The 12904-nt window shown below is 70.0% G+C and carries 8 protein-coding genes; 4 read left to right on the plus strand and 4 right to left on the minus strand.

Translation table 11 applies throughout. The annotated features are described in order from the left end of the window. Positions 1-221: 221 nt before the first annotated feature. Complete coding sequence (locus AB0J39_RS32990) at positions 222-3773, minus strand: glycoside hydrolase N-terminal domain-containing protein (protein WP_363471933.1); 3552 nt, start codon at positions 3771-3773, stop codon at positions 222-224. A gap of 423 nt (positions 3774-4196) precedes the next feature. Here AB0J39_RS32990 and AB0J39_RS32995 point away from each other — a divergent pair, with 423 nt between their 5' ends. Beyond that, positions 4197-4916, plus strand: a complete 720-nt coding sequence (locus AB0J39_RS32995; RefSeq protein WP_363471935.1) for a FadR/GntR family transcriptional regulator — start codon at positions 4197-4199, stop codon at positions 4914-4916. A 51-nt stretch (positions 4917-4967) separates the two neighbouring features. Here AB0J39_RS32995 and AB0J39_RS33000 read toward each other — a convergent pair whose 3' ends face one another. Next, the gene (locus tag AB0J39_RS33000) at positions 4968-6950 is read right to left on the minus strand and encodes an alpha-L-fucosidase (protein WP_363471937.1); all 1983 of its coding nucleotides are present in this window, start codon (positions 6948-6950) and stop codon (positions 4968-4970) included. Positions 6951-7407: 457 nt separating this feature from the next. Beyond that, positions 7408-8118 carry a FadR/GntR family transcriptional regulator gene (locus AB0J39_RS33005; protein WP_363471938.1) on the minus strand — a complete coding sequence of 237 codons (711 nt, stop codon included), beginning with the start codon at positions 8116-8118 and terminating at the stop codon, positions 7408-7410. Positions 8119-8446: 328 nt separating this feature from the next. Here AB0J39_RS33005 and AB0J39_RS33010 point away from each other — a divergent pair, with 328 nt between their 5' ends. From AB0J39_RS33010 to AB0J39_RS33020, 3 genes are read left to right on the plus strand one after another with little or no spacing between them, the layout of a single operon-like run. Next, a complete protein-coding gene (locus tag AB0J39_RS33010; RefSeq protein WP_363471940.1) occupies positions 8447-9523 on the plus strand; it encodes a sugar ABC transporter substrate-binding protein in 1077 nt (358 codons plus the stop codon). A gap of 12 nt (positions 9524-9535) precedes the next feature. Beyond that, a complete protein-coding gene (locus AB0J39_RS33015; RefSeq protein ID WP_363471942.1) occupies positions 9536-11101 on the plus strand; it encodes a sugar ABC transporter ATP-binding protein in 1566 nt (521 codons plus the stop codon). After that, positions 11094-12137 (plus strand): ABC transporter permease, encoded by a 1044-nt coding sequence (locus tag AB0J39_RS33020; protein ID WP_363471943.1) that lies wholly within the window; start codon positions 11094-11096, stop codon positions 12135-12137. The genes AB0J39_RS33015 and AB0J39_RS33020 overlap by 8 nt, the downstream gene beginning before the upstream one ends. Before the next feature lie 119 nt (positions 12138-12256). Here AB0J39_RS33020 and AB0J39_RS33025 read toward each other — a convergent pair. Beyond that, positions 12257-12904, minus strand: a 648-nt coding sequence (locus tag AB0J39_RS33025) for a TIGR00268 family protein (protein ID WP_363471944.1), incomplete at its 5' end; no start/stop codon positions are given.

Here is a 12904-nt window from a genome sequence, read left to right on the forward strand (position 1 = left end):
GACACGTCGATGCCGCTGCCGGGCTCGTCGTCGGCCAGCGCGGGACCGGCCAGGCCGGCACCGGCGAGCGCGACGCCGAGCACCGACGCGGCGAGTATCTGAGTAGTCCGGGTGATTCTCATGTGATCGCTCCGTGAAGGGGGGGGCGGGGCCGGCCGGCTGGTCGGCCGGCCCCGGGTTGTGCTGGGCGGTCAGCGGCAGCTGACCGCGGTGTGAGCGGCTCAGCCGCAGCTGGCCGCGGAGTAGGCCGCGTCGTAGGACGAGGTGACCTGCTTGCCGCCGATCGTCGCGGTGCCGGTCACGGTGACCTTCCCGGCGTCGATCCGGGGGGCCCGGGTGTTGAAGGACTGGTAGGCCTGCTTGCCCGGGGCCACGTCGGCCACCGTCTTGGTGCCGTACGGAGTGGTCAGCGTGATCGTGGCCGGCACGTCGGAGTCGTTGACGGCCGTGACCGCCAGGTAGGCCGAGGCGCCGATGCAGCGCGTGCTGGCGGTGACGGTCAGCTTGACCGCCGGCGGGGGCGGCGTGACGGCGTCGAGCGCGACCGCGAAGATGTGCATCGTCGCGACGTTGTTCGCCGCCCGTGGGCTGATGTTGGGCAGGTCGACGCGGGAGATCTCCTTGTTCTGCAGCGGCACGCCGACGTAGTAGATGGTGGCGGCGGTGTTCTGCCGCTGGTTGTTCGGCCGGTTCTGGTAGGGGGCCACGACGGCGGCGTCGCCCTCCGGCCTGGGCGCGCCGTACCAGTCGGGCGAGCTGAGGGTGAAGGTCTGCCTCGTGCCGTCCTTGTAGACGATGGTGGCCGGGCCGGACACCGCGCCGTAGGTCCCGGTCAGCAGGAAGCCGAGCGTCTTGCCCGTCCCGGTCACCTTGAGGGACTGCCCCGAGGCGATGGCGTTGTCGGGGGTGCCCACCGCGACGTTGGGCCACGTGAACTTCAGCCCGTTCTTGGTGACGGTGGCCCCGGGGGTGACACCGACGGTCGCCAGTCCCTGGGCGGAGATGCTGGCGCCGTTGCCGTCGAAGTTTCCGGGGGCGGTGTTGGTGTCGTCGGTGACGGCGACGTTGCTGAAGAGCTCCTCCAGCGTCTTCTCCCCGCCACCCCACACCTGCACCGTGGCCTTCGTGGACGTGGTCCAGGCCTCGCCCGCCTCGGTGCCGCCTACGACGGCGGTGAGGACCGCGGTGCCGGTCGCCGCGCCGGCGGCGGGAGTGAGGGTGAACTCCACCGTGGCCTTCGCGTCCGGTGCCAGGGGCCCCACGCTGGCCTGCGCGGGGGCGACGGTCCACCCCTCCGGCGCCTTGAGGGCCACCGTCGCCGACGCCAGCGACGCCTCGACCGCCCGGACGGTGACCTGGACCTTCGCCCCCTGACCCGGCGTGACCTCGGCGGGCGCGGCCACCGAGACCTTCTGCAGCACGTACGCCCGGTAGGTGTGCCCGGCCTGCGCCGTGATCTTGACGGCGTCGGGCTCGGTCTTGTCCACCTTGACCGTGCCGCCGGCGACGTCGATGAGCTTGTAGCGGCCGGTGAAGATGCCGCCGCGTACCTTGACGACACCGTCGCGGTCGGGCGTGAAGAGGTACTCGTCGGCCTGTCCGTCGCTCCACTCCGCGCCGACGGTGTGGCCGCCGCGGCCCCGCAGGCCCTGCACCTTCCCGTTCCGCCATGCCTCGGGCAGCGCCGGCAGCACGTGCAGTTCGCCGTTGTGGCTCTGCAGCAGCATCTCGGCGATGCCGGACGTGGCGCCGAAGTTGCCGTCGATCTGGAACGGCGGGTGCAGGTCGAACATGTTCGGCGCGAGCCTGGCCGGCGTCACGAGGAGGCGGACCAGGTCGTGTGCCCGCTTGCCCTCCTCCATCCGCGCCCAGTAGTTGATCTTCCAGGCGAGGGACCAGCCCGTGCCGTCGTCGCCGCGCAGTTCGAGGGTCCGCCGCGCCGCGTTGTACAGCTCCGGGGTGTCGCGCTTGGTGATCTGGTTGCTGGGGTGCAGGCCGTACAGGTGCGAGACGTGCCGATGGTTCCGCTCGGTCTCCACCCAGTCGTAGAGCCACTCCTGGATGTTGCCGCGCGAGCCGATCTTCATCGGAGGGAGCCGGTCCTTGGCGGCCAGGACCTGCGCCCGGAAGCTCGCGTCCACACCGAGCACCTCGCTCGCCTCGGCGCAGCCGTGGAACAGGTCACGCAGGATCTGGTTGTCCATCGTGGGCCCCGCGGCCACGCTGGCGTTCGCGTGATGCGCTAGCTCCGGCGAGTTCGACGGGTTCGTCACCAGATATCCGAGCTTCGGCTCCTCCACGAGAGTGTCGAGGAAGAACTGGGCGGCGCCCTTCATGGCCGGGTAGTTCTTCCGGAGGAACTCGACGTCGCCGGTGAACAGGTAGTGGTCCCAGATCATGGTGGCCAGCCACGCGCCGCCGGTCTGCCACATGCCCCAGAACGCGCCGTCGACGACGGAGGTGGCCCGCCACGCGTCGGTGTTGTGGTGGGTGACCCAGCCGCCGGCGCCGTACTGCACCTGGGCCGTGCGGGCGCCGGTCTCGGTGAGGTCTTTGATCATGCCGAACACCGGTTCGTAGCACTCCGACAGGTTCGTCGTGTCGGCGGGCCAGTAGTTCATCGGCAGGTTGGCGTTGATGGTGTACTTCGAGTCCCACTGCGGGCTCAGCGAGTCGTTCCAGATGCCCTGCAGGTTGGCCGGCTGGGTGCCGGGACGCGAAGAGGAGATCAGCAGGTAACGGCCGAACTGGAACAGCAGCGCGGAGAACTGCGGGTCGTCGACGGCCCCGTGCTGCGCGATCCGGACGTCGGTCGGCTGGTCGGCCGCCGAGGTGCGGCCGAGCTCGAGCGTCGTCCGCCCGAACAGCGCCTGGTAGTCGGCCACGTGCCGGCTGCGCAGCGCGTCGTAGGTCCTGCCCTGGGCTGCGTCGAGGTGCCGCCGCGCGATGCCCTGGTAGTCGCCGCTGACGTCCTTGTAGCTCACGTAGCTGGAGCCGATGGAGATCAGCAGCGTCACGCTGTCGGCGGCCGACACCTGGAGCGTTCCGCCGGAACTGGTGACGGCGCCGCCCTCGGCGACGGCCTTGGCCAGCGCGAGGAACTTGACCTGGCCGGTGATGCCCTCGAAGTTGCCCGAGACGCCGTCGAGCGCCACCGTCGTGCCGTCCGGGCTGGTGAGCGTCGTGCGCTGAGGGCTGTCGAACGTCGCGCTGAACGTGATCGAGCCGGGCTTGTCGGCGGTCAGGCGGATGACGATGACCTGGTCGGGCGCGCTGGCGAACACCTCGCGCCTGTACCGCACGCCGTTCAGCAGGTAGGTGACGGACGTGGTGGCGGTGGTGAGGTCCAGCTGGCGGTTGTACTCGGAGAACCCGCCGGTGCCGGGGAAGGTCAGCCTGATGTTGCCGACCGTCTGGTAGGCGAGCTGGCCCGCGGGCTTGCCCAGCATGTTCTGGTCGATCAGGGTCTGGGCCTCGGCCCATTTGTCCTCGAAGACCAGGCGCCGGATCTCCGGCAGCGCCGCCAGGCCCTTGGGGTTGCTCTGGTCGTACGGCCCGCCGCCCCAGACCGTGTCCTCGTTGAGCTGCAGCCGCTCCGTGTCGACGTTGCCGTACACCATGGCGCCGAGGCGCCCGTTGCCGATGGGAAGGGCGCGCAGCCAGTCCGTGCCGGCGCCTCTGTCGTACCAGAGAGCCAGGTCGTTGGCCGCGCGTACCTCCGCGGGCGCCACCGATCCGGCCCGGGCGACCGCGGTCCACTGCATCGGCAGCATCAGAGCTCCTGCTCCGACCGTACCGATCTTCATCAATTGCCTGCGCGACAGGTCTGGCATCTCGCTTCTCCAAGCGCATCGCGGCCTTGCGGACAACCGGCACCCGCGCATGGACGACGAGCTCGCGAACGACGAGACGAGGGGGGTGCGAGGGGGCCGGCGGCTCAACGAGGCTCTGTGTGGGGGGAGTGACCGCAAAGCTACAAAGATTTGATGTATGCGTCAACGGTCGTTATCAAACAGTCCGAAAACCGGCATCTGTAACCGCTTACGGCTGGAAACATCTAATCTTTGACCGGTGGCACCGCCTGCGGTGGCGGGTCCGCCGCCACCTGGGGCCGCCGGCCGAGCGGAATACGATCGGAGCCTCGGGAAGACGCCCCCCGCATGAGGCTCCGGCCGGGACCGAGGGAACCCACTGCCATGTCACGCACAGAGGACGTAGTAGACAGCATCAAGCGGATGATCCTCGACGGGGTGCTCCGGCCCGGCGACCGCCTGCCCGTCGAGAAGGACCTCGCCGAGTCGCTGGGAGTCTCGCGCGGCGCGTTGCGCGAGGGAGTGTCGGCCCTGTCGATCCTCGGGATCGTCAGCACCCGGCAGGGTGACGGGACCTATGTCACGGGTCTCGACGCGACGCAGTTGCTGGCTCCGATGGGCTTCGTCGTCGACCTCCACGGCCAGGGCGACCCGCGGCACGTGTACGCCGTCAGACGTCTGATCGAGTGCGAGGCGGCGCGGATCGCCGCCACCAGGATCACCGACGAGGCGCTCGCGCAGGCGAGGGAGCTGCTCGACGAAGCGGCCCGCATGGTCGGTCAGGCGCCCCACGACCACGAGCGTCTCATCGAGATCGACATCGCCTTCCACCGCATCATCGCGGCCCACTCCGACAATCCGGTCCTGGTCGGCCTGATCGAGGCGTTCGCCAGGCGCACCGTCCACGGGCGGCTGTGGCGCAGCCTGCACGAGGAGGACGCCGACCGGCGCACCCACGACGAGCACGTGGCGATCTGGACGGCGCTCGCGGCACGCGATCCCGAACGGGCGCGCATCCGGATGGCCAACCATCTCATCGGGGTCGAGGAGTCCCTGAACCGCCTGCCCGGCGACGGCGACCCGCGCCGGGCAGGGGACCGGTGAGACGCCGCACGCCCTCCGCGCGTGAGCGCGGGGCGCGTGTGGCGGGGTGGATCAGACCGCGGTGACGGTCCACTGGAGGTTGGTGCTGGAGCCCGGCGCCCACAGCTTCACGCCGGAGCCGGCCGTGGTGATGCCACCGCTGTCCAGGCACGTCCCGGTGCCGCGGTTGACGATCTGGTAGCGGCCGTTGCCCATGTCGGTCAGCTTCCACTGCTGGTTGACGCCGCCGTTCCAGGACGCCTGCTTGCACAGGGCGCCGCTGGTGGAGTCGCCCCAGCTGTCGGCGACCATGCCGTTGGTGCGGTTGACGATGCGGTACCAGCCGCCGCCCACGTCGACGAGCTGCCACTGCAGGTTGGTGCTGCCGTCCCAGTTCCACTGTTTGAGGTTCGACCCCGACGCCACGTTGCCGCCGCTGTCCAGCACGAGGCCGGTGGCGGCGTTGGCGATCCGCACGTAACTCGTCGGCGTCGAGCCGCCGCCGAGCGCGGGGATCTGGCCATTGAAGGTCAGCTTGACCACGTACGCCGGCGCGCTGAACGGGGCGGTGGACGAGGGCATCGAGACGTGCAGGCCGGAGCCGTCCTGGGTGCGGTCCGGCAGGGTGACGTACTGACCCGCCGAGGAGCCGAGCAGCTGCACCGAGGCGAGGTTGCCCAGGTTGATCCGGTTCGAGCCCAGGGTCGTGATGTGCAGTGTGCCGCCCGGCCAGCCCAGCACGGTGGCGTACAGGACCGTGTTGTCCTTGCTGCGGGTGAAGCGGATGTCGGTGTTGGTCCCCGCCCGCGGCGTGGTGAAGGAACCGCCGCCCATCTGCGTCGGCCCCTCCCCGTGGACGGCCCAGGCGCGGGTCGAGTAGACGGACTCGCCGAAACGCTTGAGGTAGTCCCCGATGCCCAGCAGGATCGACCGCTGCCCGGAGGGGATGGTGCCCTCGGCCGTCGGGGCGATGTTCAGCAGCATGTTGCCGTTCTTGCTGACCCGGTCGATCAGCGAGTGCAGCATGGCGTTGAGGGAGTAGTAGCCGATGCCGTTGGTGTAGCACCAGCTGGAGCTGGAGATGCTGTCGTCGGTCAGCCAGTAGGGGGTCTGGATGGCGGCGGGTCCGCCGCGCTCGTAGTCGAAGACCTCGCCCCTGGTGTTGAACCCGTCCTTGTACGTCGCGACGACGTCCTTGTTCCAGGCGACCGCCTGGTTGTAGTAGTACGCCAGGAAGGCCAGCCGCCGCGACTCGTCGAGACGGCTGAGGTTGAAGTCCTGCCAGATGATGTCGGGCCGGTAGCCGTCGATGACCTCCTTGAGCTTGTCGTACCACAGCTGCTGTTCGTCGGCGAAGCCGAGCTGGCCGTACAGCTTCTTGAGCGAGGCGGAGGACTGGGACGGCGCCCACTGGTAGAAGCCGGTGAAGTTGTAGGCGTGGTGCATGGCGACGAGCAGTTTCAGGCCCTTGGCCCGGATGGCGTCGGCGTGCAGCCGCAGCAGGTCGAGCCTGGGCCCGGTGGCGACGGAGTTCCACTCGTTGACCCTGCTGTTCCACATCGAGTAGCCGTCGTGGTGCTCGGCCACCGGGCCGGCGAACCTCGCGCCGGCGTCCGCGAACAGCTGCGCCCACTCGTCGGGGTCGAAGGCGCCTCCGGCCGACTTCAGCTTCGGCGCGAACTGCACCCAGTTGCCGGCCCTGTCCCGGGCGCCGTTGACGAAGTTGTGGTACGGCCACGCCGACGGATCGCCGTAGACGCTCTTGTGGTGGTTGTTCTCGTTCGACCCGTTGTTGTACATGTTGCGCGGGTACCACTCGTTCGCGAACGCCGGGACGCTGAACACGCCCCAGTGGAAGTAGATGCCGAACTTGGCGTCCTGGAACCACTCGGCGGCCGGCGGGTGCTGGTCGACCGACGACCAGCTCGCGCTGTAGCTCTGGGGTCCGGCGGTGGCCCATGCCGGGGCGGCCTTGAGGATGCCGGCGGCCGCGCCGAGGCCCGCCGCGACGAGCAGCTGACGACGGCTTGACCGGAACGACGAAGACGAGGACATGTGGGAACCTCTCTGGAGCGGGGGGAGCTCTGCCGGGGCGTTCCCGACCGGCCGTTGGACCTCGCCGGTCGTGCGTGGGGTGGACGTCCTGCATGCCGGGGACGTGCACCTCGCGAATGTGTCGCGCGTGACGACTTTCACCACGTGGACATGGGATGTTTGTAAGTCAACGATGGCGATCTGTCCAGGCTTCTCGCCGGACTGCGAACGTGGAGGCGCGCCCGGTGTGATCGCGAATGCGACGAGTCTCCGAGGTCGGCGAAATTCGGGCTCCGGCTGGGAGCTCGCCGGACTCCGTGCGCGCGGCCGGTGTTTCCGCATGCCGCATGCCTCGGCGTCGATCCCGTTCCTGTTCTCGGGCGCCCAGACAACCCATGTCTGCGCCGACTTGACGTCGTCCGGCGTCGGAAGGGGGATGTCTGTACGTTTCACGCCCCTGCCACCGCCGGCGGTGCGGTCACCGCGGTGGGCGCGCGGTGGTCTCGAGGGAGTGGCCGAGGTTCTCGCGTAGCCAGGTTTCGGTGGTGCCGACGTGCATGAGGGCGGCGGCTTGGGCGAGGGGGGCGTCGCGGTGGGCGAGGGCGCGGTAGATGGCGGCGTGTTCGGCGATGGTGCGACCGGCGGCGTTCTCCTCGGCGAGGCCGCGCCAGACGCGGGAGCGCAAGGTGCGGCCGGCGATGCCGCCGAGCAGGGCGGACAGTGATTTGTTGCCGGTGGATTCGAACACGGCGCGGTGGAAGGCGTCGTCGTGGTGATTGAGCGCTTCCACGTCGTTCCGGGCTTCGATCATGGCGTTGAGGTGGCGTTCGACTTCGGCGAGCTGGCCGGGGGTGATGCGGGTGGCGGCCAGTCCGGTGGCGACGGGTTCGAAGAGCCGGCGTACTTCGGTGATCTCCAGGAGGTCGTCGCCGCGCATCATCTCGACGGCGAGGCCGACGCCTTCGAGGAGTAGCTCGGGGGTCAGGCTGGTGACGTAGGTGCCGTCGCCTCTGCGTACTTCGAGCACGCGGGTGGTGACGAGGGAGCGGACGGCCTCTCTGAGGAGGTTGCGGGACAGGCCCAGTTCCGCGGCGAGTTCCTGTTCCGGGGGCAGCCGGGCGCCCGGGGGGAGGGTCCCGTCCTTGATGAGCTGCCTGATGCGTTCGATCGCCCGCTCGGTCAACGACATAGGAGGATTCTGATACCTCCAGGCGGAGAACCCGCACACGCCCGCTGTCCGGAGGGCCGGAACATGCGATGTATCGGCCTTCCTCCCGACCGGTGGAGCGCACGATTCGTCGGACCCTTCGTGCACGAGTGTGAGGGATTTTCGTGATTCTTCCCTAGGGTCTGGACACTGACCGGGGTTTGGTCATAGAAAGACATCCCATGTCCTGTCGGTGATGAGCTCGCTCCAAGCGAACCTCGCCGGGGTCCGCGCGTCGCGTTCGGGCCCTGTCCGGGTGCGGCGCGGTCAGCGGCGGCATGGCACCCGTGGTGCTTCAGAAGGAGAAACGATGGTACGCAGACGGTTCGCGCTCGCCGCGGCCTTGACTTTATCGGGGTGCCTCGCCGCGGCCTGTGGCGGGAACAGCGGGAACGGCGGCTCCGGCGGCTCCGGCGACACCGCGGCGAAGCCGGTCATCGGCGTCGACTACCCGCGTTCGGACACCGACTTCTGGAACTCCTACATCAGCTACGTGCCGAAGTCCGCCGGCGAGCTGGGCGCGGACACCAAGACCACCAACTCCCAGAACGACATCGCGAAGCTCACCTCCAACGTGCAGACCCTGGTCGGGCAGGGCGTGAAGGCCGTGGTCATGGCGCCGCAGGACACCGCCGCCGTGGCCCCCACACTGCAGCAGCTCGAGACCAAGAAGATCCCCGCCGTGCTGGTGGACACGCGGCCCGACACTGGGAACGCCTTCATGGTCGTCCGGGCCGACAACCGCGCGTACGGGGAGAAGGCCTGCCGGTTCCTGGGCGAGAAGCTTCAGGGCAAGGGCAAGGTGGTCATGCTGGAGGGCGACCTGGCCTCGATCAACGGCCGGGACCGCACCGAGGCGTTCAACGACTGCATGAAGCAGAACTATCCCGGCATCAAGGTGTTCGGTGAGGCGACGAACTGGGACGGCGCCGTGGCCTCGCAGAAGCTCTCCACGGTCCTGACCGCGAACCCCGACGTCAAGGGCGTCTACATGCAGTCGAGCTTCGCCCTCGCCGGCACGCTGCAGGTGCTCAAGCAGCGCGACCTCCTGGTGCCGCCGGACGACCCCAAGCACGTCTTCGTCGTCTCCAACGACGGCATCCCGCAGGAGCTCAAGGACATCGCCGCCGGGAACATCGACGCCACCGTCTCCCAGCCCGCGGACCTGTACGCCAAGTGGGCGCTGTCGTACGCGAAGGCCGCGATCGAGGGCAAGACCTTCCAGCCGGGCAAGACCGATCACGACAGCACCATCATCCAGGTGCGGCCCGGTCTGCTGGAGGACCAGCTGTCCGCACCGCTCGTCACCGCCGACGGCGGCACCTACGGCGGAATCCCCAGCGTGAAGCACGATGACAAGTCGCTGTGGGGCAACAACCTGAGCTGAGAGGGCGTGGCCATGGAAGAGTTCGCGGGAGGGCCCGCGAGCCCTCCACCCGCTCGCGACGACGGGCGGGCCCGCACGGGCGCGCCCGTCGCCGAGGCGGAGCGCATCACCAAGAGATACGGCGAGACGGTGGCGCTCGACCGGGCGCACATCACGATCAATCCGGGGGAGACGCACGCCCTCGTCGGCCGCAACGGCGCGGGCAAGTCGACCCTGGTCTCCATCCTGACGGGACTGCAGGCGCCCGACGACGGCGAGGTCCGCTTCGCCGGGGCCCCCGCGCCGCGGCTCGCGGACCGCGACGCCTGGCGGGAGCGGGTCGCCTGCGTCTACCAGAAGTCCACGATCATCCCTGAGCTGACCGTGGCGGAGAACCTCTACCTGAACCGGCACGACCGCAACCGGTTCGGGCTGGTCGGCTGGAAGGGCCTGTGGCGGAAGGCGGCCGAGCTGCTTGAGGCCTGGTCGGTGGACGTCGACGTCCGCCGGCCGGCCGGGGAGCTCGGAGTGGAGCAGCGGCAGTTCGTGGAGATCGCCCGGGCGCTGTCGTTCGGCGCGAGGTTCATCATCCTCGACGAGCCCACCGCCCAGCTCGACGGCGCGGCGATCGCCCGTCTGTTCGACCGGATGCGGGCGATGCGCGAGCAGGGGATCACCTTCCTGTTCATCAGCCATCACCTGCAGGAGATCTACGAGATCTGCGACACGGTCACCGTTTACCGGGACGCCCGGCACATCCTCACCGCGCCGGTGTCGGACCTGCCGCAGGGCGAGCTGGTGGCGGCGATGACCGGCGAGGCGGCGGGCCTGCGGGAGCACGCCGTCCGTGCGCCGGTCGCGGCGCAGGCCCCGGTGGTCCTCGACGTCCGGGGCCTGTCGGACGGCGACGTCTACCGGGACGTCGACATCCAGGTCCGGGCCGGGGAGATCGTGGGGCTGGCGGGTCTGGGCGGCAGCGGGAAGACCGAGCTCGCCGAGACCTTCGTCGGGCTGCGCGCCCCGAAGGAGGGAACCCTGGAGGTCGCGGGGAGCCGCCCCCGCCCGGGAAGCGTGCCGGAGTCGCTGGCCGCCGGTGTGGGTTTCGTGCCCCGGGACCGTCACCACCAGGGGCTCGTCCCGCTGATGTCGATCGCGGACAACGCCACGATGACCGTGCCCGAGCGGCTCGGTCAGGCGGGCTTCGTCAGCGGCCGCCGCAGGGACGCGCTGGCCCGCGACATGATCGAAAACCTTGCGATCAAGACACCCGGCCCGGAACTCCCCGTCTCCGGGCTGTCCGGCGGCAACCAGCAGAAGGTCGTCATGGCCCGGGCCCTGGCGAACGACCCCCGGCTGCTCGTGCTGATCACGCCGACCGCCGGGGTCGACGTCCGGTCGAAGGAGTTCCTGCTCGGCAAGGTCGAGGAGATCGCCGACAGCGGGACCGGCGTCGTGATCGCCTCCGATGAACTAGACGACCTGCGCCTGTGCAACCGGGTGCTGGTGATGTTCCACGGCCGCGTCGTCGCGGAACTGGCCGCCGGCTGGCACGACCACGAGATGGTGGCCGCCATGGAAGGAGTCGACCTCGATGCCTGAGACCACCGCCGCACACGCCGCGACGGGACACCCGCCGAGCCCGCCCCCGGAGGAGCCGGGACGGCGGCGTCCGGCGATCCCCCTGGCGCGGCTGCGGGACTTCGCGCTGGTCCCCGCGGTCATCGTGATCGCGATCGTCGGGCAGATCGTCAACCCGATCTTCCTGCAGAGCGACAACCTGATCAACATTCTGCAGACGATGTCGGAGATCTCGCTCCTCGTCCTGGCGCAGACGCTCGTGCTGATCGCGGGCAGGATGGACCTCTCGCTGGAGTCGACCTTCGGGCTGGCGCCCGGCGTCGCCGCCTGGCTGACGGTCGCCAGCGGAACGGGGGCCGGGCTCGGGCTGCTGCCGGGCGCCTGGGGGATTCCCATCACCCTCGCGGTGGGGGTGCTGGTCGGAGTGGTGAACTCGCTGTTCATCGTCCGCTTCGGGCTCAACGGCTTCATCGTCACCCTGGGCATGCTCATCGTGTTGCGCGGTCTCCTCACCGGCATCTCCGGGGGGCAGACCTTCTTCAACCTCCCCGACTCGATGACGTACTTCGGCTCCACGATGTGGCTCGGCGTGCCGGCGTCGATCTGGATCTGCCTGCTGCTGTTCGCGGCCGGCATCGTGGTGATGGGCTTCACCCGGTTCGGCCGGGCGCTCTACGCGATCGGCGGCAACGTCGACGCCGCCAAGGCGGCCGGTATCCGCACCGACCGGGTCCTGTGGATCACGCTGATCTCCGCCAGCCTGCTGGCCGCCATCGGCGGCCTCCTGCTGACGGGCCGGCTCGCCTCCGTCGCCGCCGCCCAGGGCGACGGCGCCATCTTCACGGTGTTCGCCGCCGCCGTCATCGGCGGCGTCAGCCTCAACGGAGGCAAGGGCACCGTGTTCGGGGCGTTCACCGGCATCCTGCTGCTCTACATGATCCAGAACGTCCTCACCCTCGCGGGCGTCCCCGCGCAGTGGATCCAGGCGCTCAACGGGGCGATCATCCTCACCGCGCTCGCGATCTCCCGCCTCACCGGCGGCAAATCGCAGGACTGACGGATCCCGGCGGCCCGGGCGCGTACGAGAGCGCCCGGGCCGCCGGGATCCGTGCGGGGTCCGGCGGCCGACCGGTCAGGAGGCGGTCAGGAGGCGGTTGTGCGAGCAGCGGCGGCAGGTTATGAGGGAAGCAGCGGCAGCAGCGCGTTGAGGCGCCCGGACGCGAAACCGGAAAGGTCCAGCGAGCAGAAGGTGAAGCCGGCGCCGCGGATCGCGGCGTCGACGCGCTCGCGCAGTTCACACGCGCGCGGGATCTCGGCCTGGGGCACCTCGATCCGGGCGAGTGTGCCGCCGGCGTGGGCGCGCACCCGGCACACAGGGAAGCCGAGGTCGCGCAGCGCGGCCTCGGCGGCCTCGATTCTGCGCAGGACCTCCGGGGTGACCGGGTCGCCGTAGCTGACCCGTGAGGCCAGGCAGGGCGCGGCGGGTTTGTCCGCGGTGACCAGGCCGAGTGCCCGGCTGACGGCACGGACGTCGGCCTTGGTGAGCCCGGCGTCCACCAGTGGGGCGACGGCCCCGCGCTCGGCCGCGGCCCGCTGGCCGGGGCGGTGGTCGCCGAGGTCGTCGAGGTTGGTGCCGAGCGCGATCCGGGCGTCCATGGCGGCCGCCAGCGGGGCGAGCGCGTCGAACAGCGCGGACTTGCAGTGGTAGCAGCGGTCGCGGCCGTTGGCGGCGTACTCGGGCCGGTCGGCCTCGTCGGTGCGGACCTCAAGGTGGGGCAGGCCGTGACGGCGCGCGAAGTCGCGGGCCGCGGCCCGCTCCCACGC

Source organism: Microbispora sp. NPDC049633, from assembly GCF_040675265.1.
In the GTDB taxonomy this organism is placed as follows: Bacteria; Actinomycetota; Actinomycetes; order Streptosporangiales; family Streptosporangiaceae; genus Microbispora; species Microbispora maris.

What these genes read in the sequence shown, in the direction of transcription:
- AB0J39_RS32990 (WP_363471933.1), bottom strand. Translation starts at nt 3,773, where the DNA reads ATGCTGCCGATGCAGTGGACCGCGGTCGCCCGGGCCGGATCGGTGGCG.
- AB0J39_RS32995 (WP_363471935.1), top strand. Translation starts at nt 4,197, where the DNA reads ATGTCACGCACAGAGGACGTAGTAGACAGCATCAAGCGGATGATCCTC.
- AB0J39_RS33000 (WP_363471937.1), bottom strand. Translation starts at nt 6,950, where the DNA reads ATGTCCTCGTCTTCGTCGTTCCGGTCAAGCCGTCGTCAGCTGCTCGTC.
- AB0J39_RS33005 (WP_363471938.1), bottom strand. Translation starts at nt 8,118, where the DNA reads ATGTCGTTGACCGAGCGGGCGATCGAACGCATCAGGCAGCTCATCAAG.
- AB0J39_RS33010 (WP_363471940.1), top strand. Translation starts at nt 8,447, where the DNA reads ATGGTACGCAGACGGTTCGCGCTCGCCGCGGCCTTGACTTTATCGGGG.
- AB0J39_RS33015 (WP_363471942.1), top strand. Translation starts at nt 9,536, where the DNA reads ATGGAAGAGTTCGCGGGAGGGCCCGCGAGCCCTCCACCCGCTCGCGAC.
- AB0J39_RS33020 (WP_363471943.1), top strand. Translation starts at nt 11,094, where the DNA reads ATGCCTGAGACCACCGCCGCACACGCCGCGACGGGACACCCGCCGAGC.